This is a genomic window from Thermasporomyces composti (assembly GCF_003386795.1).
GTDB lineage: Bacteria > Actinomycetota > Actinomycetes > Propionibacteriales > Actinopolymorphaceae > Thermasporomyces > Thermasporomyces composti.
The window spans coordinates 770,674-795,879 of sequence record NZ_QTUC01000001.1 but is presented as its reverse complement, the minus strand read 5'-3'; the positions used below and the strand labels follow the sequence as shown (position 1 = coordinate 795,879).

Sequence of the window (25,206 nt, the reverse complement as noted above, 5' to 3'; positions counted from 1 at the left end):
CCGATGAGATTTGTTCCACTACCGACCGACTGGGTTCGAGGTCATCAGCGAGGAAGGCGAATGATGCCCGCCTTTCTGATGGTTTATATTATCCTTCTTTGGGTCGTCTTCTCTGCATTTTACGAGAAGGACTATTACTTTTTTCTTCTCCTTGCGCTGCTGGTGTGTGCCGTCACCATATGGGCGGTTTTGCTCTATCTAACAACTGGTACATGCTGGCGGCGAGGTTCGTCACGTGTGCGGCTTTCCCGTCTGCGCGACGGCAGGCTTGCGGTGACGATGTGGAATCGGCGCTCCTTCGCGATCCTAGAGCCGCTCGCCTATCTGTGGCTGGGAATGACTCTCATTTGTCATCCCTTTTTGATGGCAATGATTCCGCCGTCCGGGACGCGCGCGGACGCGCGACTACGCGCACTGGCATTCGTGGCGCCCGTTCTTGGGGTGATGGCGTTGTGCTGCGCGTTCAGTCGGCTCGTTCGAAGGCGTGGCCAGCTAGGTGTCGGGCTTAGTCCGAAGGGCATCTACCACTGGTCACAGTTCGGATGTTGTTTTTACGCATGGGAGTGGATCAAGGACGTTCTGACTATCGCCTTAGGGTATCCGCGCCTCGACCTTATCGTAGCCGAGCCGCAGGGAATACAACTGAACCCGGAGGAGAACTTCATCGCGTCGTGGCCGATATTCAGGCGGCGTAATCGTCGGATCGAGCTGCACTACCTGGACGTTAACCCTGGCGTGGTGTACCTGGCGGTTGTGTTCTACCTTCGTCATCCTGAGCTTCGGCACGAGCTCGCCACCATGGAGGGCGTACAGCGGATCCAAAGGCTGGACTTCGCAGAGGTGGTCGACGAATTGGAGACGACTGGAACGCTCCGGGCGATGGTCGATCGCCCGTAGAGAAGGTTGGCCGCGTCTGGACGTCCGATTCGTGCAAGGGCAGTCCTGTCGCGATGCCGGCCCTCTAGTCTTCGACTCCGCGTGTCGCTGGCCGGCCGGGTGCGAAGGTGCCGGTGGGCCGACGAGGCGTCTCGAGCTGGCGGGTGAGGGGAGCGGACACGTGGGTCACACGGTCACGGCACGGCGTCGGACGAGGTCACGTGGCTTGATGAGGCGGGGCCTGGTTCTGCTGACTGCGGGAATGGTGGCGGCGGTCGGCGGCGTCGCCCAGGCCGAGGTCACCGACGCCGAGCCGGTCCTTCACGACGGTGACTTGCTCCTCCGGAACCACAGCTTCGAGGACGGCCTCACCGGTTGGTCGCCCACGAACGGACGTGGCGGCGAGCCCACCCCACCCTGCCGGGACGCTGTCACCACCACGACGGAGTGGGCGAGCGACGGCAGTCGCGCCTTGCTGCTCCCGGGTCGTCCTCCGTGCCGTCGCGTCGGAGCAGTGAACTCGTCGGTCAGCGTCAGCCCGGGGCAGCACTACACCGCGTTCGCCCACGTCCACGCGGACAAGGCGGCGACGATCCGGCTCCGCTGGCTCGACGAGCAAGGCCGCGTGGTGTCGGTGTCCTCGAGTACGACGCGTCGCGGTAGCGACGTGGCCGAGGTGTCCGCATCGGCGCCGGCGGCAGCCCGCGAGGTCCAGGTCGAGCTCGCGGCCGCCGATCGAGCTCTGTTCGACCAGGTCCTGATCACCGCGCCGCTCACCGTCCTCGACCGCCAGATCACCAAGGGGACCTCGTACCTCAGCATGGCGGCGGGAGTCGACGAGAACGGACGGGCGGTGACCTACGCGGTTGGTACCGGATCCGAGCACGACCCGGCGGTGTTGACCGTGACCGACATCCTCACCGGCGAGGTGGTCCGCAACGTCCGCCTGCCGGGTGCGACCGGCGCGTGGGGGATCCGGCAGAACCCCGTGACCGGCACGGTCTACGTCGGCACTTACAGCGCTCCCGCGTTGTGGCTCTACACCCCAGGTGCGTCGGAGGCTGTCCGCGTCGGTGCGCCTCCCATCGAGGCCTGGGGCTTCATGTACGACATCGACTTCGACGACGACGGCGTCGCGTACGGCGGTGGTTGGGGAGAGCCCACGGACGGCTTCGCCGGCGCGGCGGTCTACCGGTACGTCGAAGGCGAGGGGTTCCAGGGCACACTCGGACCGAACCCGCTGGTCACCGACGCCTACTACAGCCGCACCGTCGCCTACGAGGAGCAGACCAAGACCGTCTTCGTCGGCACCGGCACCAAGCCGCACCTCGTCGGATGCTCGACGGTGGGGGAGCCGCGCTGCAAGGACTTCATCGGCCTGTTCAGCGAGAAGCTGCAAGCCTCGCCGTGGGTGTACGGGATCACCGCCGGCAACGGCTACGTCATGGCGTGGGCTGGTGACTCCCAGAGCCTTGGCGACGACAACCTCGTCATCTTGCGCGTGTGGCGCGACGACGCGGACGAGCTGCAAGCCGAGGTTGTCGCCGAGGTCGAGGGCGTGATCTACAACGGGTCCTCGCCCGTCGTCGACGGCAAGGTCTACTACTCCAAGGCGAACGACCCGGGCCAACCGCTGTACGCCTTCGACCTGGCGACTCGCGAGGAAGTGACGATGCCGAACTCCAACACCGGCATCTTCTCGCGCAGGTGGGAGGCGGTGGAGCTGGACGACCCCGCGTGGCCGGGCACCACGCTCGTCGGCTGGAACTCCGGCGCCTACCTGGTGAAGTACAACCTCGACACCCATCGGCTGGAGCGGACCAAGGTCGAGGGCATCCCTGACGTCTCGCTGCAGGTCCACAGCATCACCGAAGGCCCCGACGGTCGCATCTGGAGCGCCGGCTACCTGACCGGCGGACTGGGCGGCGTGGCGCCGATGCGCGACGACGAGCACGTGACGTTCGCCGTTGGCGGTCAAGCGGAGGCGATGATCAGCTACCGTGGCCGCGTCTACCAAGGGACCTACCCTTACGCGCGCATCGAGTCCTTCACCTACGACGAGGTTGCCTCCGGCGAGACACCTCGGATCGACTGCACGATCGGCGCTGGCCAGAACCGCCCGTACGGTCTGCTGGGGCACGGCGACCGCATCTATTACGGAACCCAGGCGGAGTACGGCCACAACGAGGGCGCGTTCGGGTGGCTGGACCTGGCGACCGGTGAGTGCACCACGCTCGACGGTGTCGTCGGGCATCAGTCGGTGAACACGATCGCCGCGAGCGGGGACAAGGTGTTCGGCGGCGGCTCCATCTTCTACAGCTGGGACGGCCTACCGATCGAGGACCAGGCGAAGCTGCTGATCTTCGACGAATCGCGCCAGGAGGCGAGGACGACGCCGTGGCCGATCCCGAACACCCGCGCCGTCAACGCGGCGGTGACCGACCAGGACGGCGTCGTGTGGTTCTACGCCGAAGGGTGGCTGCTCGCCCTGGATCCGACGACGGAGGAGTGGATCCACCGCGAGCACATCTTCCCGGACTGGAAGCCGGGCGATCGCATCGCTGGCAACTACGGGCAGATGGTCGTCGCCAGCGATGGCTGGATCTACGGCAACGTGGGTGGGCGTGTCTTCGGCTTCGACCCGCGCCGCACGCTGGCCCAGGGCTCAGCGGCGGACACGCTCACGATCCTCACCGAGGGGGCAGGGCCGTACCTGACCCTGGACGCCTACGACAACCTGTACGTCACGTACCGCGCCACCGCTCTGCTGCGGATCGACCCACGACCGTTCGTTCGGGAGGCGAGCCGCCGCTGAACGTTCGCACTCGCTCCCGCGTTCAAACCCGTAGGGTCTGCTGCAGCTGGGACCTCGTCATCGAGGACGCTCCCGGAACGCCCACGTTGCGGGCCTGTGCCACCAGCTCCGCTCGGGTGGCCTGGCCCGGGAGCTCGCCGAGGTGCGTCTCGCGAGCGGTCGCGAAGATCTCGCCGAGCTCCTCTCGACGTGCCTTGTCCACCTGCTGCCGCAGCTCGGGCAGGACGACTGACTCTTCGTGCTCGATGTGCTCCTTGACCGCGGCGATCAGCTTGTCCAGCACCGAGTCGAAGCGCTTGCTCATCGGATCGAGACCGTGCAGCTGCTCGAGCAGGCGCTCAGCCTCCAGGTGCTCCTCCTGGCTCAAGGCGACCTCGTCGGCCTCGTCAGCCTCGATACGAGCCACCGGATAGACCTCGGCCTCTTCCGCCCGGCTGTGCGCGATGAGGAGCGCCGAGAGGACAGGGAGCTGGAGCGGACGCTGGTCGGGATGGTCCTTGACCAAGGTGAGCAGGCGTTCCACCTCGCGGTGGTCGGACATGATCAAGTCCACGACGTCAGGCACCTCGACCTCCCCCGACAGTCGGTGCGTGGTCGAGGGGATCCTTCCCTGCACGTCACGCTTGAATCTCAGCCTGTGTCCGACGTGGGCGACGACACCCCTCATGCGTCAACGGCGCAATGCCTTGCGGCGGTTCAGCCATCCGAGCCGTCACACCGCGATCGCAGCGAGATCGGCTCAAGCTTTCGCGCTGTCGGACAGCTCCTCGGCGAGGGAGGGCGGGAAGTCCATACGGCGTAGCCGTTCGACACCGGCGTCGGTGGCGAGCTCGTGCCGGTGGTCAGGGTTCTTCAGGTAGAAGAGTATGCCGTAGTAGGCGATCGCGGGGTCGACCGCGAGGTAGCCGGCGTGAATGGTGCACATGTAGCGCCGGAAGAAGCCGAACCAGCACAGCGCTGAGTCCCCTGGTAGCGACGTCCAGATCGAGTCTCGACAGATGAGTTTGATGCTCGGGCCATAGTTGAGCACCGGCCTGGCTTCGGTGATGTCGTCCCAGGGAAGGAAACGACGACCGAACCAGGACCAGTGGTAGACCCCCTCTGGAGCGAGCGCGATTCCCAACGGCTGTCGCCAGCGCGCAACGCGTGCTACCAAGAACGGTACAAGCGTGCTACCAAGAACGGTACAACGTAGATTGCTGCTAACGATGCGATTAGACCTACGACAAGGTGACGTCCTGTCCAGTGCGTTGAAGCGAAGGGTATGTCGTCCATGTAAAGGGGTAATGTGGCAGCGTAGATAAACGTAACGATAGACAAGGTGGTCTCGGTGTAAGTCACCGCTCTTGAAAAACCAAGGTAAGGTATCGAAAAGTCGCGACCGCTGATGGTGGCGCGGGAAATGCCTAGTACTCCCTTACGCCGAGCTGCTAGAGTGACAAGGTGTCCCTTGAGTAGAAGTAGTCCAACGACAGTTGCGAGCCCTAGCATGAAGATTGCAAATGAGGGATACCTGGTCACGTAGATCAATGCCGTGACGGCGAGGAAAATCACTGTCGCCACTCGGGCCAAGCGAAGGGAGCTGGTTTTCCTATGAGCTACCTCCCAAGCATATGGCCACGGAAGGTCTAGCTGTCCATCTGACGAATGCGTATTCATGAGGCTGCAGTCCTCCCGATCAGTTCGGTTGCCAGGCCCAATTGTCGTCAATTATAATTTGTTCAGTAATAGCGTCATAGGAGACACGGGTCACTGCGCTGCCACCAGCTCCGCCGGCTGTCGCAACCATCACCATAACCGCACCCGGAACGCTGAACGCGGTTCCTACGATGAAGCATAGGCCAGCTGCTCCCACGATGCCGCCTAGAGTAGATGCAATTACTTTCAGTATTGGTTCGCCAGTGTAGAGGTCGACGCCAATGCTGACGACGGTGAGGCCAGTTCCTCCAAACTTGCAGATTCGAGCGCTCCACGAGTAGTAGCCCGCCAGTTTTCGGGCGAACTCCGCTGTCTCAAGCGCCCTCTGCGCCGAACTCTCATGGAGGTGGGCTAGCAGCTCATTGAATGTGCGAAAATGCTGTCTATCTAGGGCTCGAGCCGCCTTTGCGAGATGTCTTCCCGCTGATTCTTCCGCCTTATCTGCCCATTTGTGGGACTTTGCTTCGTTCCATCTAGAGATGTTTTCGAGTTGAGCGAAGGTGTGGTTCGCAATAGTAAATTGTGCCGCATTGACTAGATCTTGACGTCGAACGCGGCAGCGCGTAGGCGCAAGATGGCTTCCACGATGGCGCCCGGGACAGGGGCGATAAGCTTTGTGACTTGCGGCGCGAAGGGTCCAGCGTGGATCTCATTAGGCATCGGTTCTGCTGACTTGTCCAGGTGATCCGCTGCCTCGTGAAGGAGGCGGTGGATCTCGGCGATCGACTCGTAATCGACGTCTCTCGTAGACACCTCGCGGTCCTTCGGAGAGTACGAAGTTGGCTTCGATCATGGTACGGAGGGCGTCTGATTGAAGGCGAGACCGTCTGTGGTTTGTGGATAAGGACCGTCCTCGTTGTTGAACGGCGGCTTAGCCGGAGGAGCGAAGTGGAGACGAGAGCTGGTGGCCGGGCCGGGTGGTCGCATGAGGCCGGTGTGGCAGTTCGCACCCTCGACGAGGCCTTGCATGGTGTGGCTGAGGTACCGTCCCGACGAGTGCTTGAGCGCTGGGCGTCGTGAGCCGTCGTCGCGCGGCGATGTCGGTGTGCAGGTCCTCGGGTAGCCACGAACGATCGAGCGGGAAGGCGGAGATGTCGAACGAGCGGGCCCCAGGTGAGATCGGACGGACGAGCGCGGCGGCCCTGTCGCCGGCCGACGCCGACCATGCCGGCGACAGTCCCGATCGACGTGGGTGGAGGGCGAACCCGGCCGTCGTGGAGCGTTGCAAGAGACGGCGACCCGGCCCCGTTTACGAGGAAGATCAGGTCCCGTCCTACGAGCTCCCTGACCCGCTGCGCGGCTCCGACGGCTCGGTCGTCGACAGTCCGCAAGCCTGGCGGCGCCGGCGACAGGAGATCCTCGACCTATTCCGCACCCATGTCTACGGACACCGGCCACCGGGGGACGACCCACGGACTCGCCGACGGTTCGACGTCGTCGAGGAGGACCCGTCGGCCATGGACGGGGCGGCGACGCTGCGGCGAGTCGTCGTGCGGAGCGAGCGCGCTGACAACGAGCGTCCGACGCGAACCCACCAGTTCGAGGTCACCGTGTTCCTTCCGAACGCGGCCGCCGATCCGGTCCCGGTCTTCTTGTTGCTCAACATCGCGGGACCGGAGAACACCGACCCGACGCGAGAGCGCACGTCCTCGATCTGGCCGGCGGAGGAGGCTGTCGCACGCGGGTACGGCATCGCGGCGTTGCAGGTCCGTGACCTCGCGCCCGACGACCCGGCTCGCTTCCGCGAGGGCATCATCCAGCTCGTCGAGGGGGACCTCGACGAGCGTCCGCCGGACGCGTGGAAGGCCCTGGCCGCCTGGGGGTGGGGCGCCAGCAGGGCGATGGACTACTTCGAGACCGACCCTCGCGTCGACCACACGAAAGTGGCCGTCCTCGGGCATTCCCGAGGCGGTAAGGCGGCGCTGTGGGCTGGTGCGGAGGACGAGCGGTTCGCCCTAGTCATCTCCAACGAGTCCGGCTGTGGCGGTGCGGCGCTGAGCCGCCGGCGCTTCGGGGAGACCGTCGCCGCCATCAACCGGCGGTTCCCGCACTGGTTCTGCGACAACTTCCGGCGGTACGACGACGCGGAGCATGCGCTGCCCGTCGACCAGCACATGCTCATCGCACTGATCGCGCCGCGCGCGGTCTACGTGGCGAGCGCGGACGAGGACCTCTGGGCGGACCCGCGCGGCGAGTTCCTCTCCCTTGCCCACGCGTCGTCGGTCTACGGGCTGTGGGGCCATTCGACGATCGGTCCGGACGACATGCCTCCGCTCGACACCCCTCTGCGCGTCGGACCGCGCGGCTATCACATCCGGTCCGGAGATCACAGCCTGACGGAAGTCGACTGGAACCACTACATGGACTTCGCCGACACCTTGTGGCGGTAGCCCGAGTGGCGCGGCCTGCCGGCGGACTCCCGTCCGGCATCGGCCCTGATCGCGCCAGGCGGTTCCCTGCCGGGTGCCCACCCCAGTAGCGTCGCAGTGATCGTCGAGCGGACCCTGATCAACCGCGGCCGGGGGACAGGTGGTTCGATGCGCAGGCAGGGGATGCGATCCGGACTCCGACTGCTCGCGGCCCGCCTTCTCTGCGTCGTCCTCGCCACAGCCCTCGGTCTGGTCGCCGCCGTCGCGTGGGCTCCACCAACCGGCGTGACGTCGTATCCCGCTCACCCTCGGTCGTCCTGGGCTCTCGCCGAACCCCGCAAGCCGTTGCCCGATCTCGAGGCCATCGAGCGAGCCGCTGAGAAGGCACTCACCGGTCAGACGGAGAGCGAGGGCCGTGGGACGGGGACCGCGCCCCAGGCGGTCGGGCGCTCCGCGGCCGGCATCCCCGCGCCCGCCCTGGACGCCTACCACAAGGCGGCGGAGGCGATGCGGCGGTCTAACCCGTCCTGCCACCTGCAGTGGTGGCTCTTGGCCGCGATCGGCAAGGTCGAGTCCAACCACGCCCGTGGCGGCCGAGTCGACGCCAACGGTCGAACCAGGGGCGAGATCCTGGGTCCCCGGTTGAACGGATCACTCCCGCGAACGGCCGTCGTCACCGACTCCGACGGGGGATCCCTCGACGGAGACCCGGCGTACGACCGGGCGATCGGCCCCATGCAGTTCCTGCCATCGACGTGGGTGCGCTGGGCCTCCGATGGCAACGGGGACGGGGTGCGGGACCCGCACAACCTCTACGACGCGGCGCTCGCGGCGGCACGCTACCTCTGCGCGGGCGGGACGGACCTCGCCACGCCCTCAGGCCTGGCCGGAGCCGTGCTCCGCTACAACCCCTCCAGCGCCTACCTGCGTTCGGTGCTCGCGTGGGCCGCGACCTACCGGGACGGCGCCAGGCCCGTGCCACCGGAGCGGGGCCGCGCTGACCAGGTTCCGGCTCCGCTCCCACCCGTGTCGTTGCCGCTGCCACGACCCACGCCGCTACCGCTGCCGACCCGCCCGCCTCGACCCACGAGCGCCCCGACCACGCCCTCGCCGCGGCAACCGACGCCGACGACCTCGCCGTCCCCGACGGTCACTCCACGACCCACGTCGACGCCGCGACCGACTCCGACCGTGACGGCGAGGCCGACCGCGACTCCCACCTCGTCACCGAGGCCGAAGCCGAGGCCCACGTCGGTGCCCACACCCACGCCCGAGCCGACACCGACACCCAGGCCGACGTCGACACCGAGACCAAGCCCGACACCGACGTCGACGCCGAGCCCCGAGCCGACGCCACAGCCAACACCGACACCGGACCCCACACCGACGCCGGATCCCACACCGACGCCAGAACCGACACCGACGCCAGAACCGACACCGACGCCGTGCCCGGTCCCGACCGCCAGCCCGACGCCGACTCCGATAGGCACGTCGTCCCCCAGGCCGTCTCCCACACCCACGGAGCGGATCCCGCCGGAGGATCCCTCCCCCTCGCCGAGTCCGACATGCCTGCCGCCGGACAGCGAGGAGGACACCGAGCAGACCGGCGCCGCCGGAGTGTCAGACGTGCGCGTGCGGTCGGCATCCCGCCTCAACTCTGGCAGCGAGCCGAGCGGTCACGTCACGTACCTTTTTGACGGATATGCCGACCTTCGGTACGTTTCATCTAGGCTCCCTGCCATTCGGCTCGCCCGCCAGTGGCCCATGAGGCGCCGGCAGGGGCACGCGCTGTAGGGGAGTCAGCTGACCATCGATCGCACGGGGAATCGATCACACGGGGGAGTTGCATCGTGCGCAAGCTCGTACTCTTCCTGGCGACAGCACTTGTCTTCGCCGGAGTCGGCGTGAGCAGCGCGGCGGCGGACACCGCCTCCACCGACACTCGCGCGACCAACACCGCCTCCGCCAGCGGATGCACCAAGCTTGTCTACAAGTTCGAGAAGCGCGCGCCGGTGTACACCTACCTGTCGGGCTCGCAGGAGGTGCTCTTCTACGCGAACAAGGGCTACATCTTCGTGTACACCAAGGGCGATCCAGCGGACAACGGCACGTACTACGGTGACGTGTACACCTCGAGCTGGGTGTACGCAGGAACTGGGTGGGTCTGGAAGGGCCACCTCGACTACTCGTACTGCAAGTAGGTATGCCGAGGAATCGAAAGCCCGCGCGCCCGAGAGTGCGCGGGCTTTCCGCGTCCGAGGACACGTGTGACACAACCGAGGTCGCGCCACCTGGCTACTGAGCCGGCACCCACTTGGGGTTGAGCGAGCGGGCCAGGAACCCGGTGACGTACCACTCCCAGTCCGCCGAGTGCAGTGTGTATGCCTCGCCTCTGGGCGTCGTGGGCAGCTCCCACACCCGCACGTTGGACGGCGACGCCCGCCCGTAGACACGGCTCGTCAGCACGGAGTCCTCGTCCGCGATGAGCAGCACCGGACGTGGGTTGACGGCCTTGATCGCGCTGCGCAAGGAACGCGGGGGAAATGTCTGGCGAAGGACGGCCGCGCTGACATAGGTCATTGACTCCACACCGGCTTGGAGCCATCCGCGAGGGGTGAACGGCAGGGTCAACGTGTCGACCGGGGTCCGTCGCCCGATGCCTTCGACCACCACGCCCGCGATGCGTTCGTCCGAGGCCGCCGCTGTCAGTGCCGCCTCGCCGCCACGCCCGACACCGACGACGGCGATCTTGCTGGGAGACACGTCGTAGCGCTCCGCGACGTACGACACCGCCGCTCGTACGTCCAGGTCGGTGGACCAGCCGAGTTCCATCGGCTCCCCGGTGCTGAGGCCATTGCCCCGTGTGTCGAACAGGAGCACGCCGTAGCCGTGGCGAGCCAGTGCGACCGCGCGCGAGAGCATGCTGGAACGGGTGCTTCCACTGTCGTGGACGAGGATGACAGCGGCGGAGTTGCGTGAGGGGATGTACCACCCTCGCACGACAGCGCCGCTCGCGCGCAACTCCACGTCGTCGTACACCAGCCCGCGGTCTCCGGGAGTGATGTCGCCCAGTTGACCCGGCATGGGGTTAGCCGCGGCGACGGCACCGACCATCGGCGCGAGGACGAACTGGATGCTGAAGGGCACACAGAGGAGGACCAGGACCTTGTAGCGCCCGGGCAGCATGCGCAACGCCGTCGCCGTGCCGGTGGCCATCATGCACAGTCCGACCAGAAGTGCCAGGAGTCCTGCGGCGACACGGAGGGTGAGGCCTGCCGCCACCGCATGCTCGACACCGATGCCGTAGCCGAGGACGACACCAGCCACCCCACCACTGAGCGCGATCGCCACCCGTAGCCACGGTTCCGCCCACCGATCCGCCAACGTCGCGTAGGTCGCGAGGAATAGCACGAGGGCGACGCGCAGGACGCGCCCGAGGAGCGAACCTCCTGAGCCGACGACGATCGCGAGAGAGACACCAAGCAGTGCTGTGCCCTGCGCGAGCAAGTACATCGGCCGCCTACCGCGCCGCTGACGGGAGGGTCGGCTCCCGATGCGGCGGACGAGGCGGTGGCGCAAAGGCGGACGACGCGTGCGGCCTTCGCGGGCGGCGGCAGCCATGCTGGATACCTCCCACGCGGCTAGCACGAGCGAACGCTGGTGTCGCGAATGACGAGGCTGGTATTCCTCACGATGGTGGTCGGACAGCGTGCTGGCATAGGGCCCAAAGCTCGACTGCGGTCCCGACGGTCCCTGGCCGGGAGGGTCGAGAGTCCCGCGATGCCGTGGCTCGTGCGCTGAACGTGGTGCGACATTCACGCGGAGCCGTGCATCCCTGTCTCACAAGGGTTTCGCTGAGCTGAGCGTCGATACCGAGGCAGTCGAACAGAGCGGATGCGGCGATGAGGTCGCTAAGCTGAGTCCACGTGCCAGGCGCGATCGCGAAGGTACGTCACGCGGTCCCCTCCGCGGTCAAGCGGATGGCCGTCCGCGTGGTCGGCGCACTGCCGGTCTGCGCACTGCTCGACTCACCGGGTCTCGACAAGCCTTTGCGTAATGTCGTGGTGGTCACCGGCCCGCACCGTTCCGGTACGACCATCATGGGTCGCCTGCTCGAACACGCGCCGCGCACGTTCTTGGTGCACGAACCGTTCAACCCCGACTGGGGGCTGCAGGGCGTGTCCCATCGCTATCCCTACCTGCGGTCTGTGGACACAGGGAGCGCTCCGGCGCGGACGCTGCGGCGCTTCCTCACCACGGGACAGGGCCAGTGGATGGGCCACGGTCAACCACTGCCCGCGAATCACAAGCGAATGCGCGCGAACCGTGCCAACGTGCGTGGGCTGAGACCACTGGGCTATGTCGCGATCGTCAAGGACCCCTTTCTCCTGATGTCGTTGGGCTGGATCAACACGGCGCTGAGCGAACGCCCACCGATCGTGACGTTGCGGCATCCCGGCGCGTGGGTGATGAGCCTGTTACGACGGTCCATGCATCCGCGCGCGGCGCTACGGTCCATCCGCGAGCAAGCCTGCTACGGCGACCCCGTCGTCGGTGAGCTCATGGAGAAGCACGATTGGGAGAACGCCGACATCGTGCGGGCGGGCGCTGCCACGTGGGCATGCCTGGTGCGGATGCTCGACGTCCAGCTCGAGGCGGGTGCCAAGGCGTCTGTCGTGCGTATGGAGGACTTCGCGGCCGACCCGTACGCCGTCATGCTGGACGTCTACCGGACCTGCGGGTTGCGGCCCCCTCGCGACCTGCGTCGAGTCGTCGACCACTACACCGGGTCCCAGAACGTCGTCATCCCCGCAGGGCGCGTGCTGCACGAGCTTCGCCGCGACAGCGCGTCCTTGGCGAACGCGTGGCGCGATCGGCTCGACGACGACCAACAGCGCACGATTCGAGAGATCACCGAGCCGGTCGCCGACCGGTGGTATCCCGCCTGGTGACGGGTCGCCTGGCCACATCCGGCCGATGGGGATTGCCCCATCGTCCTCCTCGATCGGAGCAAACTACGCCATATCGGTCTCCGCCGGCCGTGTGGAGGTGACCGCCATGAGCTCGTCCGTCGCAGGACCAGATGGCCCGGCCCAACCAGGCGCTGCCCAGCCAGGCGGGACGTCCGGTGCGCCAGGCGTCCCTCGCGAGCTCCTCACGAGCGCGGAGCAACGGTTCGAGCGCGGTCGCCGCACCGTCGGGTTGTTCCTGGCGCCGTTGGTGTTGCTCGCTCTGCTGCTCGCGCCGCTCGACCTCGAGGCTGACGAGCACCGTCTGGCCGCGGTGCTGGTGTGCGTCATGATCCTCTGGATCACCGAGGCCGTGCCCCTTCCCGTCGGTGGGCTCATCGGCGTCGTCCTCGCGACATTGCTCAACGTCGCGCCCGCCGACGACATCCTCGCCCCGTTCGGGTCGTCCACGATCTTCACGTTCATCGGCGCCTTCGTCCTGGCCCAGGCCATGCTGCGGCACGGCCTGGCCCGCCGCTTCGCGTTCCGGGTTCTCGCGACCCGCGGCGTGGCCGTCTCGACGACACGGACGGTGGTGGCGTTCGGCCTCATCACGTGCGCGCTGTCGGCGTTCGTCTCCAACACCGCGACCGTGGCGATGCTGCTACCGACCGCCGTCGCGATCCTCGGCACGGTGGCCAGCGCCAGTCGCGTGGACGGTTCGGCTGGAGAGACGAGGTCCGCTGACAGCGCGGCGCGCGAAGAGGCCCTGGCTCGTCGTGGCAACCCGCGGGTGTCCGTGGCGTTGCTGCTCATGCTCGCCTACGGCGCCAGCGTCGGGGGCCTGTTGACGCCGGTGGGGTCACCGCCGAACCTCATCGGCCGCGGGTTGATCGAGGACGCGACCGGTACCCGGATCAGCTTCTTCCGATGGATGGCTCTCGCGGTCCCGGTCTGCGCGGTCATGTTCGTCGTCTTGGCCGTGGTGCTCCTGCTGCTGAACCGGCCGGAGGTCAAGCGCCTCGAAGGGCTCGCCGCCTATGTCGCGGCCGAGCGCCGCAAGCTTGGACCGCTCTCGCCACACGAGCGCAACACGCTCATCGCCTTCGGAACGGCGGTCACGCTGTGGATCCTGCCCGGTGTGGTCGGTCTCGTCGCCGGCGACGGCTCGGATGTCTACGCCAGTGTGAGCAACATCCTCGACGAGGGCGTGGTCGCCGTGTTCGCGGCGTCCCTGCTCTTTCTCCTTCCGGTCAACTGGCGAACGCGCACCTTCACCATGACGTGGGACGATGCGGCGCGCATCGACTGGGGCACGATCCTGCTCTTCGGAACCGGCATCATCCTCGGCGGCCTGCTGCGCTCGACGGGGTTGGCCGAGACGATCGGCACGGCGTCGGCGCAGACGTTCGGCATCAGCGCGCTCGTCCCGCTCACGATCTTCGCGGTGCTCCTGGCGATCCTCATCTCCGAGACCACGAGCAACACCGCGGCGGCCACGGTCGTCGTGCCGATCGTGATCTCCCTGGCCGGTGGCGCGGGCGTCGATCCGCTCGTCCCCGCGATGGCGGCGACGTTCGCCGCCTCGTTCGGGTTCATGCTCCCGGTGTCCACGCCTCAGAACGCGATCGTCTACGGCTCTGGCATGGTGCCCATCACGAAGATGATCCGCTCCGGTGCGGCGTTCGACGTCGCCGGCGCGGTGTTGATCGTCCTCCTGCTGCCGCTCATGTCGCTCGCCCTCGGTCTCGCGGGCTAACGAGGTGCGGGACCGGGGGAACCGGCGGTCAAGCCGTGAGGTCCGGGGACGCGCTGGGTGGGGGAGAGCCGGAACCGGTAGGGTGCCCGGATGCTCCAGCCACCCGTTCGCTACCGCTCGTCGGAGGAGGACAGCGCCCGCTGGCTCGGTTTCCCGTTCCGGCCGGGTGACATCGTGATCAGCACCCGGTCCAAGAGCGGCACGACCTGGATGCAGATGATCTGCGCGCTCCTGGTCTTCCAGACCCCGGCTTTGCCCGCACCGCTGGCGGAGCTGTCGCCGTGGCTGGACTGGCTGGTGGTGCCGCGGGACGAGGTGGTGGCGCGGCTGGAAGCCCAACGTCACCGGCGGTTCATCAAGACGCACACGCCCCTGGACGGGATCCCGATCGATCCACGTGTCACCTACATCGTGGTCGCCCGGCATCCGCTCGACATGGCGGTCTCGCTCTATCACCAGGGTGGAAACCTCGACCGAGAGCGGATTCGCCAGCTGACCGGTGACCCCGCACCCGAACGTCCAACGCGCCCGCGACCACAGCTCCACGACTGGTTGCTGCGCTGGATCGATGACGACGCCGACCCACGCGAGTCGATGGATTCACTCCCAGGCGTGATGTGGCACCTGTCCGATGCCTGGGCTCGCCGTACCTCGCCCAATGTCCTCCTCGTGCACTACGACGACCTGGTCACGGACCTCGAGGGCGAGATGCGGCGGATCGCGGCGCGCCTTGGCGTTGACGTGCCGGAGGCTCGCTGGCCAGACCTGGTCCGTGCGGCGACGTTCGACCACATGCGGGCCAACGCCGACCAGCTTGCCCCCGACCCGGTCGGCGTCTTGAAGGATCGAAGGGCCTTCTTCCGCCGCGGGTCCTCGGGGGCCGGGCGAGAGGTGCTGTCCGCCGAGGAGCTCGCTCACTACCAGCGGCGCACCGCCCGAATGGCGCCGTCGGACCTGCTCAGCTGGCTCCACCGCGACCGTGGCACCGCCGCGACGGCCGCGCGGAGACGGTAGACCGGCGAGGGGCGCGGGTAGAGCGCTCGGTCAGCGTCGGCCGCTGAGCTGGCGCGAGAGCGACCGGGCGAGCTTGCGGAGCTGTCGGGCCACCCGGTCGGCGTTCTCCAGCGGAAGCCGGTGGGCGGGAGCGCTCACGCTGATGGCCGCCGGGAAGCCCACCCCGTCGATCGCGACCGCCACGCATCGACCGGACGGCTGGTTCTCGTTGTCGTCGACCGCGTACCCAGTCGAGCGGACCTTCTCCAGCTCGCGGAGGTACTCCTCAGGATCGACGATCGTCGCGTCCGTCAACCGCGGCATGTCCGCGGCCGCGAGGATGGAGAGGACGCGGTCGTCTGGCATGGTGGCGCACATGGCTTTGCCGAGCCCGGTCGCGTGGACGTAGCCTCGCTGGCCGACCCGCGCGGCGAGTCGCATCATGTGCGGAGACTCGGCCACGACGGCATAGGACACGGACGCGCCGTCGAGAACGGCGAGGTTCGTCGTCTCCTCCAGCTGGTCGCGCAGCTTCTCCAAGGCTGGCCGTGCCAGGTCGGTGAGCTGGTCGAGAACGCGGGTGTGCTGGGGTCGGAACGCCACCCCCAGCCGGTAGGTGCCTGACTCCGGGTCGCGTTCGACGTAACGGCGAGCCGCCAAGGCGGACAGATAGCGGAACGTCGAGCTCTTGGGCAGCCCCGTGGATTCGGCGACCTCGGAAAGGGAGACACCGTCTGCGGAGTTGGCCAAGATATCGAGAATGTCGCACACCCGGTCTACCGCGCGGAGTGGGTACGCGGAACTCTCGGCGGTCAGCGTGCGCGTCATGTCGTCCCCTGAATTTCTCAGGCTGGCATCGTCACACCGATCTGGCCAGGGTGCCGGTCAGATCGTAAGCCAGAGGAGCGCTGAGGGAGAGGGACCGCCGGTCGGCTTCCCGTCGCCACGCTGTGTCCAGCCACTACACAGCAGGCGGAATCCGCATCGCGCCCACGCGCTCCATGGTACGTGGCCGCGAACGAGGTCAGCACGGGTGAGGTCCTGCGGCCCTCGGTCGATCGATCCGAGGAAAACAGAAAGGCTCTATCCGAGGAACGAACGCCGGTGTATCCCTGGAAAACACCGCCGTCGAGCCGACGCCGAATGTCGGGAAGGACGTGACCACGATGACCCGCCTGGCGGTCCTCGGCCTAGGGCACGAGACCAACACGTTCTCCACGGTCCCGGCTGACCTGGCGACCTACGAGGACGGCGGAATCCACCGCGGCCCGGAGCTGGTGGAGCACTACGCGACCTCCCAAGCGACCTTCGCCGGCTTCCTCGCGCCTCAGGACGACGAGGAGCCCGCCGAGCTCGTCCCGTTGCTCGCTGCGTGGACCAACCCACGCGGCGTGATCACCGCGGAGGCGTTCGAGGCGATCGTCGGGGAGATGGTCCACCTGCTCGCCGCGTCCGGGCCGTTCGACGGTGTGCTGCTCGGGCTGCACGGTGCGGCCGTGGCGGAGGGGTATCTCGACGCCGACGCCGAGATCGCCGCGCGCGTGCGTGACGTCGTCGGTCCCGACACGCCCGTGGGCGTCGTGATCGACATGCACGCCAACGTCGATCCGCGCCTGGTGGCGAACGTCGACGTCCTCCTGGCGTACCAGACGAACCCGCACGTCGACGCGCGAGAGCGTGGCCTGGAGTGCCGCCGCCGGGTGCTGGAGATCATCCGAACCGGCCAGCGACCCGCCGTCGCCCTGGAACAGCTGCCGCTCGTCGTCACCATCACCCGCCAGGACACTCGGGAGGAGCCCATGGCGGGGCTGCTGGCGGCGGCACGGGACCTCGAGCGCCGCGACGGGGTCCTCGACGCCAGCATCCTCGAGGGATTCCCCTACGCCGATGTCCCCCAGATGGGCATGTCCGTGCTTGTCACCCACCGTGACGGGGTCGACGCGGCGCGGCGAGCCGCGTGCGAGCTGGCGCGGATGGTGTGGGAGGCGCGAGACGCGCTCCAGGGTGGCGGGGTGAGCGTCGAGGAGGCCATCGGCCAGGTGGCCGCCCACCGGGGTCACAAGCCCGTGCTTGTGCTCGACGTCGGCGACAATGTGGGTGGTGGTGGGCCAGGTGACTCCACGGTTCTGTTGGAGGAGGCGGTCCGCCGTCACGTCGGTGGCCTGGTCGTGGTGCTGTTCGACCCCCAGACGGTCGAGTCGCTGGCCGGGGTCGAGATCGGCCGGAGAGTCAGCGTCGAGGTGGGCGGTCGCAGTGCCGAGCAGGTCGGCCGCCCGGTGCCACTCGACGCGGTCGTGATCGGGCGGGCCGACGGACGATACGAGGAGCCGATGATGGCGCACGGTGGGCTCCGGTTCTTCGATGCCGGCGAGATGGTGGCCCTGCGCACCGACGGCGACATCACCGTCGTCCTGACGTCCAAGCTGGTGCAGCCGATCACGCCGAACCAGCTGCGCGCCGTGGGACTCGACCCGCTGTCGTTCCGCGCCATCGTCGCCAAGGGGGTCAACGGGCCCAGGGCAGGCTACGCCGACGTCACCGACGGGCTCATCGTCGTCGACACCCCCGGAGTGACCCGCCTCTCAGTCCACGAGCTCGCCTACGTCCACCGGCGACGTCCGATGTACCCCTTCGAGCCCGAGGCGGTGTATCCCCAGCCCGTGGAGGCCGGACGGTTCACGACGACACCGCCGTGACGTGTCACTCAGGGAACCGGGTCCCGCGCCGCGTCCGGGCGCTCATCGTGTGAGCTCCTCGACCAGCTCGAGCACGTGCCGGTAGGTCTTCCCCGTCGCGCGCGACATGCCCAGCTCGCACGTGCGGTTGCTGGACACGTAGGCGTCGAAGGCCCTCCCCGCGAGCTCGGCGGCCTGCGGCGCGGTGGCGGCCGCGGTGAGCTCCGGGCGCAGCATCCCGCGGTCACCGGCGAAGCCGCAGCAGCCCCACGTCGTGGGCACCACGACCTCGTCGGCGCAGGCCGCCGCGACCGCTCGCAGGTCATCGGTGGAGCCGAGGTGCTCGGACGCGCATGTCGGGTGCACCGCGACGGACTGGAGCCGCCGCCGCACCTGGAGGCGGGGGAGGAGCTCGGTGCGCGCGAAGCTCACGGCGTCGAGGACCCGCAAGGAGCGGTAGCGCCGAGCGTCCTCGCCGTCCAGGTGGTCACCGATCTCGCGCAGACCGAGGCCGCACGAGGACGCCTCACACACGACAGGCAGCCGACCCTCGTCCGAGGCTCGCCACACCGCCTCGAACGTCCGGCGAGCCATGACCGCGTAACCCTCGTCCAGTCCCTTGGAACGCCACGGCGTCCCACAGCACAGGCCGGCGATGCCGTCCGGCACGGCGAGGGCGATCCCGGCCCGTTCGCACAGGGTCTGGAAGGCCGCGCTGGCGCCCGGCGACTCGGACGCCCCGCGGGGCGGGCCGAACAACGAGCCGATACAGGAGGGGAAGAACACCACCGAGGCGTCCTGAGGACGTCGGGGCGCGGGGCGCCGTGACCCGGCACGTGGCAGGTCGGCACCGACCTCCGGCACCCACTCCGCGGGCAGCGCCTTCCGGGCCGCTCGCGACGCCCCCGACAGCAACGCCGGCGGGAGGGCCGAGGCGACGCGCAGGCCGCCCCGCAGACCGGTGAGGGTGCCGGCCCAGTGGCGAGCGGCCGCCACTCCGCCGCGTCGCGCGACTCGACCGTGCCGGCGTGACCGAAGACCCTTCATCACCGCACCGGTGTCGATGGCCACCGGACAGGCGGTGACGCACATCGAGTCGGCGGCGCAGGTGTCGACCGCGTCGTAGCCGAAGTCCCGCCGCAGCTCGTCACGTCGTCGATGGTCGCCCTCGGCGTCGGCCCGGGCGATCTCGCGCAGCAGGACGATCCGCTGCCGAGGGGTGGTGGTGACGTCTTTCGCGGGACACACCGGCTCGCAGAAGCCGCACTCCACGCACGTGTCGACGGCCGGGTCAGCGGGCGAGATGAGCTTGAGGTTCCGCAGGTGCGCGCGGTCGTCGTCGCTGATCACGACGCCCGGGTTGAGGACTCCGGCCGGATCGCAGAGCCGTTTGACCGTCCGCATGACGTCGTACAGCTCGTCGCCGAACTGCCGTCGCACGTACGGCGCCATGATGCGTCCCGTGCCGTGCTCGGCCTTGAGCGAGCCGTTGGCGCCCAGCACCAGGTCGACGAGGTCCTCGGTGAAGTCCTCGTACCGCCGCAGCTCCTCCGGGTCGTCGAACCGCGGCGTGATCATGAAGTGGAGGTTGCCGTCCTTGGCGTGCCCGAAGATGACCGCGTCGTCGTAGTCGTACTTGTCGAACAGCTCGGTGAGGCCACGCGTGGTCTCGGTGAGCACGGGGAGTGGGACGGCGATGTCCTCCAGCAAGGCCGTGGTCCCGGTGGGGCGGGCGCCCGCCACCGCGGTGTAGAGACCCTTGCGCAGGTGCCACAGCGCGGCGCGTTCGGCTGGGTCGGACGTGAACGCGGCCGGCGTGGCGAGCCTCAGGCGGCGCAGCGTGGCGCTCGCGCGTGCCAGGTCCGCCTCGAGCTCGTCTGCCGTGGTGGCCTGCAGTTCGACCAAGAGGGCCGTGTGGGAGGCCACGTCCAGCTGTCGGAGCGTGGGAAGGGCCCGCGAGTCCCGCTGGATGACGCGGAGCGACGCGGCGTCCATGAGCTCGACGGTGCGGGCACCAGCGGCGACGAGGGCGGGGAGCGCGTCGGTCGCGTCGGCGATGGAGTCGAAGACGAGCAGCGCCGTCGCGACGTGCGGCCGCACCGGCACGGTGCGGAAGGTCACCTCGCCGACGAAGGCCAAGGTGCCCTCGGAGCCGACGATGAGGTGGCTGAGGATGTCGACCGGTCGGTCGAAGTCCAGGAACGCGTTGACCGCGTACCCCATGGTGTTCTTCATGGAGAACTGGTGCCGGATGCGTTCGACCGAGTCCGGGTTCGATCGCACCCGATCCCGGAGCTCGACCAAGCCCTCCCAGAGTCGGGGTTCGCGGTTTCGCAGGAGATCGTCGGCGTCCGGGTCGGAGGTGTCGATCGTGGTGCCCGACGGCAGCACGAACGTCATCGAGTCGAGCGTGTGGTAGGCGTTGTCGCGGATGCCACACGCCATCCCCGAGGAGTTGTTGGCGACCACCCCGCCGACGGTGCAGGCGCCCTCGCTGGCAGGGTCGGGGCCCAAGCGCGTGCCGTACGGTGCCAAGCGAGCGTTGACGAGTCGGAGCGTGGCGCCGGGCTGGCTCCGCAGGCGTTCGCCGTTGTCAAGGACGTCGATACGCCGAAAGTGGCGGCGAGTGTCGACGAGGACGCCGTCGGTGACAGCTTGACCGGACAAGCTCGTGCCCGCCGAGCGGAACGTCACGGGAAGACCACGGTCGGTCGCCGCGCGCAGCAGACGTGCCACGTGCTCGGTGTCACGCGCGATGACCACCGCTTGTGGCTGGAGGAGGTAGTGCGAGGCGTCGTGGGCCATCGCCGCCAGATCCACCGCCCGAGTGCGCACGTCACGGGGATCGCTGAGCCCGCGGAGGACCTCCAGCGTGGACTCCGAGATGACTGGCGCCATGCTCACCCTTCCGTCGCGGCCTCTTCCGTCGCGGCCCGGTTCTCTGTGGCGGCACTGTGTCAGCGGTGACCGTGCGCCGCGCCGAGTGCCGTGACCGACGACACTCAGGCGGTGCTGACACGCGGCCCCGGCCCCTCGTCGAGGGTAGCGCCGAGGGATTCGTCGATCACCGCGACCGTTTCGGCGATATCGGCGTCGGTGTGCGCGGTCGAGAGGTACCAACGTCCGCCTGGCAGGGTGAAGACACCACGACGCAGCAGCTGGACCGTCAGACGGTCGTAGAACTCCTGGTCGGCGGCGAGGAAGTCGTCGAATGTGCGTGCCTTTCGCACCCCGGGGAGGCACTGCACCACCGGGCCCACCTGGTGGACGGTGACCGGGACGTCGTATCGGGCGAATGCCGCACGCATCCCGTCGGCGAGCGCGCGACCTCGGCGCTCGAAGTCGTCGTAGACGCCGGGCTCGCCGAGCGCCTCGAGGGTCGCTATGGCGGCGGCCAAGACGACGGGGTTGCCGTTGTAGGTGCCGGCGTGGACTACGCCGGCCGTCGTGCGGTCGAGGATGTCGGCGCGGCCAGCGACCGCGGCCAGCGGGAATCCGCCCGCGATCGCCTTCGCCAGGACGACGAGGTCGGGGGTGACGCCGTAGCGTGTGACCGCTCCTCCTGAGTCGATGCGGAAGCCGGTGATGACCTCGTCGAAGACGAGGACCGTTCCGGTGTCGTCGCACAGCTCGCGCAGACCCTCGAGGAAACCGGGTGGCGGTTCGAGGACACCCGAGTTGCACAGCACCGGCTCGCAGAAGACCGCGGCGATGTCGGTGCCGGACGTCGTGAGCAGCCCGGCTGTCGTGTCCAGGTCTCCCCACGCCACCAGCCGCACGTCGTCCAGCGTCGCTGGGTTCTGGCCCAGGCTGCCGAGACCCAGGGTGCCGTCAGGGCCCGGGCGGTACCCGATCAGCATCGGGTCGGTCCAGCCGTGGTAGTGGCCGCCGAACTTGATGAACCGCCGTCGTCCGGTGGCGGCGCGTGCCAAGCGGAGAGCGACCAGGTTGGCCTCCGAGCCCGTGCTGCACCACAGCACTCGTTCGGTGCCGGGAATGCGGGCGAGTACCGCCTCGGCGGCTTCAGCCTCGAGCAGGTGGCCCGCACCGTAGGTGGAGCCGTAGGGGAGCTGGGCAGCGACGGCAGCGGTCAGTTTGGGGTGGCCGTGGCCGAGGATCACTGGGCCCCAGCCGAGGACGTAGTCCACGTAGGAGTTGCCGTCCAGGTCGGTGAGACGCGGTCCGGAGCCGCCGCGAAAGAACAGGGGATGCGGCTTCATCGAGGCACGGAGACCGGTCGAGACCCCGCCACTGAGGGACGCCTTGGTGCGTTCCCATGCCTGCCGCGAGGCCGGCCACGCCTCGATGACCATTCGGAGCTGCACCTCGCAGTGCCCGGTTCGGGCGTAAGCCTCTTACTGCGTTTCGGCTAACGAAATGATTGTTTCATCGTGCTGCACGATACTCCCGTCTCGATGTGCCGATCAATATCACGCACACACACTGGTGCGTTCAAGGGTCGCCGCCACGCGCACGAGCCGACCCACGCGGCCCCTGTCGGCTCAGCCACGTGCGTGCGCGTGGCGTCCCGGTGGGCACGAGGAGGGGCGGGCGACTGTCGGGCTGGCCGCCGCGTACGACGTGAGACGCTGGTCGACGGTGTGGTCCTAGACTCGGCGCCCATGACGCCTGTGGACGAGCACGGCCGACCTGAGCCTCCTCTCGCCGCCGACGAGACCGCCACCCTGCTCGGTTTCCTCGACTTCCAGCGCGCCACGCTGGCGTGGAAGTGCTCCGGCCTGGACGCCGACGGTTTCCGGGTCAGCGTGGGTGCATCGACGATGACGCTCGGCGGGATGGTGAAGCATCTGGCCTTCGTCGAGGATTACTGGTTCTCGCTCCGCTTGCTCGGGCGAGACTTGGGACCTCCGTGGAACACCGTCGACTGGCAGGCGAACCTGGACTGGGGCTGGCGATTGGCGGCTCAGGACTCTCCTGACGCCCTTCTCGCGCTGTGGCAGGAGGCCGTGACCCGCTCGCGCTCCTCGGTGGTGAAGGTGCTCGAAAACGGGGGTCTGGAACAGCTGGCGCGACGCCCGTTACCCAGCGGTGAGACGCCGAGCCTGCGGTGGATCCTGTGCCACATGATCGAGGAGTACGCCCGCCACAACGGTCACGCCGATCTCATTCGTGAGTCGATCGACGGTCTCACCGGAGAGTGACGCGCAAGTCCGACTTGCGAGGAAGGGTGGCGTGCACGAGCGATGAACGGCGGCGACCTCGAGGCGGATCGTCCACGTGATGTCGAGACCTGGCGTGCGAGGCTCCGGCACGTGTACTGGATCGGAGGTGGCAGCGGCGGTGGCAAGTCCACGGTCGCTCGCCGTCTCGCCACCCAGTACGGTCTGCAGCTCTACGCCACGGACGACGTGATGTCGGATCACGCGCGTCGGTGCACCCCGGCCGACGCGCCCTTGCTCCATCAGTTCGCGGCCATGGATATGGACGAACGGTGGGTGCGCCGCTCACCGGAGACCATGCTCGAGACGTTCCACTGGTATCGGGGTGAAGGGTTCGGGTTGATCGTCGAGGACCTGCTCGGTCTCCCGCGCCACCGCGGTGTGATCGCCGAGGGGTTTCGGCTCTTGCCCCACCTGGTCAAGCCACTTCTCTCCGTGCCCAACCAGGCCGTCTGGCTGCTGCCCACACCCGAGTTCCGCCGAGTCGCGTTCGAGAGTCGAGGGTCGACGTGGGAGATCGCCCGGAAGACCAGCGACCCCGACCGGGCTCTGCGCAACCTCCTCGAGCGCGATCGACTGTTCACCGAGCGACTCCGGGCGGAGGTGAAGCGACTGGACCTGCCCGTCATCGAGGTGGACACCGCGATGTCCGAGAATGAGCTGGTCGAGCGCGTGACGGCCGTGTTCGGATGGTGAGTGGACGCATCATGAGCAAATCGAGAAGGTGACGGCGTGCGTCCTCGTCACATCCTCCTCGCCGTCGTCGTCATCGTCATCTGGGGCGTCAACTTCGTGGTCATCGACGTGGCGCTGCGCGATGTCCCACCCCTGCTGCTGGCCGCGTTGCGGTTCGCCCTCACAGCCGTCCCCGCGATCGTGTTCGTTCGGCGCCCACCCATCGCGTGCGGCTGGATCATCGCGGTGGGCATCTTCCTCGGCGTGGGCAACTTCGGGTTACTGTTCCTCGGCATCCACCTCGGCATGCCGGCCGGGCTGTCGTCGCTGGTGCTGCAGTCGCAGGCGATGTTCACCATGCTGCTGGGTGCTCTCCTGCTCAGGGAGCGGGTCGGACGGCGGCACGTCGCCGGGACGGCCATCGCGACCGGCGGGCTGGTGCTGGTCGCCGCCGGCAGCGGCGGTTCGGTGCCTCTCGGTCCGTTCCTCCTGGTCGTGGCGGCCGCCATCGGCTGGGCGGCCTCCAACATCTGCACCCGGGTGTCCGGAGCGCCCGCGGGGATCGGACTGCTGGTGTGGTCGAGCGTCGTTCCGCCCCTCCCGCTGGCCGCGCTGTCGTACCTGGTGGAGGGCCGGGACGCGGTCGTCGGCGCGCTGACGTCATTCGAGCCCAGGGCGGTGCTGGCGTTGGCCTATCTCGTCGGTCTGTCGACGTTGGTCGGGTTCGGCGCCTGGAACACGCTGCTCCGGCACTACCCGGCGGGCCTCGTTGCCCCCTACTCGTTGGCAGTGCCGATCGTGGGGATGACCGCGGCGTGGGTCTGGCTCGGTGAGCGGCCCGGCCTCACCGACCTGGTGGGCGCCGTGGTGGTCCTCGCCGGCCTGGCCCTCGTCCTCGAGCGGCCTCGGAGCGAGCGCACCGTGTCCTCCAGCGTGGATCACGAGGGCGTGCCCGCGTCGTGACCGCCTCGAGAGATCATGCGGAAGCCGAGGTGTCCGACGCGTAGTAGAAGACCTCGGGATCTCCCTCGTCCAGGTCGTGGAGCATCCCGGCTGCCCGCCAGCCCTCCCGACGCAGTAGCTCGTCCATGGGCGCGTTCGACGCAGCTCAGCCACCCGCTCGGCGTCCCCGGACCGGGCGAGGTGGTCGTAGGCGAGGATGGCCGCGACGTGCGTGAGGTCTCCCGGTCGGACACTGGTGGGGTCGGGCATGACGT

18 protein-coding genes and 1 pseudogene are annotated in these 25,206 nt (G+C 68.1%); 12 read left to right on the top strand and 7 right to left on the bottom strand.

The annotated features are described in order from the left end of the window. Window positions 1–63: 63 nt before the first annotated feature. Complete coding sequence (locus DFJ64_RS03460; RefSeq protein ID WP_147304577.1) at window positions 64–897, top strand: hypothetical protein; 834 nt, start codon at window positions 64–66, stop codon at window positions 895–897. A 208-nt stretch (window positions 898–1,105) separates the two neighbouring features. After that, window positions 1,106–3,691, top strand: coding sequence for a carbohydrate binding domain-containing protein (locus DFJ64_RS03455; RefSeq protein ID WP_115849128.1), 2,586 nt, complete (start codon window positions 1,106–1,108; stop codon window positions 3,689–3,691). Window positions 3,692–3,713: 22 nt separating this feature from the next. Here the strand turns inward: DFJ64_RS03455 and DFJ64_RS03450 are convergent, their stop codons facing one another. After that, the gene (locus tag DFJ64_RS03450; protein WP_245940928.1) at window positions 3,714–4,256 is read right to left on the bottom strand and encodes a hemerythrin domain-containing protein; all 543 of its coding nucleotides are present in this window, start codon (window positions 4,254–4,256) and stop codon (window positions 3,714–3,716) included. A gap of 174 nt (window positions 4,257–4,430) precedes the next feature. After that, on the bottom strand, window positions 4,431–4,847 hold the full coding sequence (locus tag DFJ64_RS03445; RefSeq protein ID WP_147304576.1) for a hypothetical protein: 417 nt from the start codon (window positions 4,845–4,847) through the stop codon (window positions 4,431–4,433). A 1,633-nt stretch (window positions 4,848–6,480) separates the two neighbouring features. Between DFJ64_RS03445 and DFJ64_RS03435 the strand changes: the two genes are divergently transcribed. After that, a complete protein-coding gene (locus DFJ64_RS03435; RefSeq protein WP_211310475.1) occupies window positions 6,481–7,779 on the top strand; it encodes a glucuronyl esterase domain-containing protein in 1,299 nt (432 codons plus the stop codon). Between the two features lie 147 nt (window positions 7,780–7,926). Further along, a pseudogene (locus tag DFJ64_RS20135) lies at window positions 7,927–8,604 on the top strand (lytic murein transglycosylase); the annotation flags it as partial. 107 nt (window positions 8,605–8,711) lie between these two features. On the opposite strand, the gene DFJ64_RS19815 reads toward DFJ64_RS20135, so the two are convergent. Next, complete coding sequence (locus DFJ64_RS19815; RefSeq protein ID WP_245941349.1) at window positions 8,712–9,248, bottom strand: hypothetical protein; 537 nt, start codon at window positions 9,246–9,248, stop codon at window positions 8,712–8,714. A gap of 360 nt (window positions 9,249–9,608) precedes the next feature. On the opposite strand from DFJ64_RS19815, the gene DFJ64_RS03425 reads away from it, so the two are divergent. Next, window positions 9,609–9,959, top strand: coding sequence for a hypothetical protein (locus tag DFJ64_RS03425; protein ID WP_115849124.1), 351 nt, complete (start codon window positions 9,609–9,611; stop codon window positions 9,957–9,959). Window positions 9,960–10,053: 94 nt separating this feature from the next. On the opposite strand, the gene DFJ64_RS03420 is transcribed toward DFJ64_RS03425, so the two are convergent. Then, on the bottom strand, window positions 10,054–11,271 hold the full coding sequence (locus DFJ64_RS03420) for an alpha/beta hydrolase (RefSeq protein WP_170152480.1): 1,218 nt from the start codon (window positions 11,269–11,271) through the stop codon (window positions 10,054–10,056). Window positions 11,272–11,684: 413 nt separating this feature from the next. On the opposite strand from DFJ64_RS03420, the gene DFJ64_RS03415 reads away from it, so the two are divergent. The 3 genes from DFJ64_RS03415 to DFJ64_RS03405 all read left to right on the top strand — a co-directional run bounded on the left by DFJ64_RS03415 (window position 11,685) and on the right by DFJ64_RS03405 (window position 15,480). After that, window positions 11,685–12,710 (top strand): sulfotransferase, encoded by a 1,026-nt coding sequence (locus DFJ64_RS03415; RefSeq protein WP_115849122.1) that lies wholly within the window; start codon window positions 11,685–11,687, stop codon window positions 12,708–12,710. A gap of 106 nt (window positions 12,711–12,816) precedes the next feature. Continuing rightward, window positions 12,817–14,466: an SLC13 family permease gene (locus DFJ64_RS03410; protein ID WP_115849121.1), complete on the top strand. Its 1,650-nt coding sequence runs from the start codon at window positions 12,817–12,819 to the stop codon at window positions 14,464–14,466. 90 nt (window positions 14,467–14,556) lie between these two features. After that, window positions 14,557–15,480 carry a sulfotransferase domain-containing protein gene (locus DFJ64_RS03405; RefSeq protein ID WP_115849120.1) on the top strand — a complete coding sequence of 308 codons (924 nt, stop codon included), beginning with the start codon at window positions 14,557–14,559 and terminating at the stop codon, window positions 15,478–15,480. A gap of 30 nt (window positions 15,481–15,510) precedes the next feature. Here DFJ64_RS03405 and DFJ64_RS03400 read toward each other — a convergent pair whose 3' ends face one another. Beyond that, entirely contained in the window at window positions 15,511–16,287 is a 777-nt protein-coding gene (locus tag DFJ64_RS03400; RefSeq protein WP_115849119.1) for an IclR family transcriptional regulator, read from the bottom strand. Window positions 16,288–16,625: 338 nt separating this feature from the next. Between DFJ64_RS03400 and DFJ64_RS03395 the strand changes: the two genes are divergently transcribed. Beyond that, entirely contained in the window at window positions 16,626–18,155 is a 1,530-nt protein-coding gene (locus tag DFJ64_RS03395; protein ID WP_147304575.1) for a M81 family metallopeptidase, read from the top strand. Window positions 18,156–18,197: 42 nt separating this feature from the next. Here the strand turns inward: DFJ64_RS03395 and DFJ64_RS03390 are convergent, their stop codons facing one another. Both DFJ64_RS03390 and DFJ64_RS03385 read right to left on the bottom strand, forming a co-directional pair. Then, window positions 18,198–21,032: an FAD-binding and (Fe-S)-binding domain-containing protein gene (locus DFJ64_RS03390; protein WP_115849117.1), complete on the bottom strand. Its 2,835-nt coding sequence runs from the start codon at window positions 21,030–21,032 to the stop codon at window positions 18,198–18,200. A 104-nt stretch (window positions 21,033–21,136) separates the two neighbouring features. Then, window positions 21,137–22,447, bottom strand: coding sequence for an aspartate aminotransferase family protein (locus tag DFJ64_RS03385; protein WP_115849116.1), 1,311 nt, complete (start codon window positions 22,445–22,447; stop codon window positions 21,137–21,139). Window positions 22,448–22,756: 309 nt separating this feature from the next. Between DFJ64_RS03385 and DFJ64_RS03380 the strand changes: the two genes are divergently transcribed. The 3 genes from DFJ64_RS03380 to DFJ64_RS03370 all read left to right on the top strand — a co-directional run bounded on the left by DFJ64_RS03380 (window position 22,757) and on the right by DFJ64_RS03370 (window position 24,952). Next, a complete protein-coding gene (locus DFJ64_RS03380) occupies window positions 22,757–23,296 on the top strand; it encodes a DinB family protein (protein ID WP_115849115.1) in 540 nt (179 codons plus the stop codon). A gap of 111 nt (window positions 23,297–23,407) precedes the next feature. Beyond that, window positions 23,408–24,010, top strand: coding sequence for a hypothetical protein (locus DFJ64_RS03375; protein ID WP_211310474.1), 603 nt, complete (start codon window positions 23,408–23,410; stop codon window positions 24,008–24,010). A gap of 36 nt (window positions 24,011–24,046) precedes the next feature. Continuing rightward, window positions 24,047–24,952, top strand: coding sequence for an EamA family transporter (locus tag DFJ64_RS03370; RefSeq protein WP_115849113.1), 906 nt, complete (start codon window positions 24,047–24,049; stop codon window positions 24,950–24,952). Window positions 24,953–25,206 lie beyond the last annotated feature (254 nt).

Bases quoted from the DNA above. Each gene is read 5' to 3' on its own strand.
- DFJ64_RS03420 (WP_170152480.1), bottom strand. From the start codon at position 11,271: ATGTACTTGCTCGCGCAGGGCACAGCACTGCTTGGTGTCTCTCTCGCG.
- DFJ64_RS03380 (WP_115849115.1), top strand. From the start codon at position 22,757: ATGACGCCTGTGGACGAGCACGGCCGACCTGAGCCTCCTCTCGCCGCC.
- DFJ64_RS03460 (WP_147304577.1), top strand. From the start codon at position 64: ATGCCCGCCTTTCTGATGGTTTATATTATCCTTCTTTGGGTCGTCTTC.
- DFJ64_RS03455 (WP_115849128.1), top strand. From the start codon at position 1,106: ATGAGGCGGGGCCTGGTTCTGCTGACTGCGGGAATGGTGGCGGCGGTC.
- DFJ64_RS03410 (WP_115849121.1), top strand. From the start codon at position 12,817: ATGAGCTCGTCCGTCGCAGGACCAGATGGCCCGGCCCAACCAGGCGCT.
- DFJ64_RS03400 (WP_115849119.1), bottom strand. From the start codon at position 16,287: ATGACGCGCACGCTGACCGCCGAGAGTTCCGCGTACCCACTCCGCGCG.
- DFJ64_RS03385 (WP_115849116.1), bottom strand. From the start codon at position 22,447: ATGGTCATCGAGGCGTGGCCGGCCTCGCGGCAGGCATGGGAACGCACC.
- DFJ64_RS03390 (WP_115849117.1), bottom strand. From the start codon at position 21,032: ATGGCGCCAGTCATCTCGGAGTCCACGCTGGAGGTCCTCCGCGGGCTC.
- DFJ64_RS03395 (WP_147304575.1), top strand. From the start codon at position 16,626: ATGACCCGCCTGGCGGTCCTCGGCCTAGGGCACGAGACCAACACGTTC.
- DFJ64_RS03405 (WP_115849120.1), top strand. From the start codon at position 14,557: ATGCTCCAGCCACCCGTTCGCTACCGCTCGTCGGAGGAGGACAGCGCC.
- DFJ64_RS03435 (WP_211310475.1), top strand. From the start codon at position 6,481: ATGTCGAACGAGCGGGCCCCAGGTGAGATCGGACGGACGAGCGCGGCG.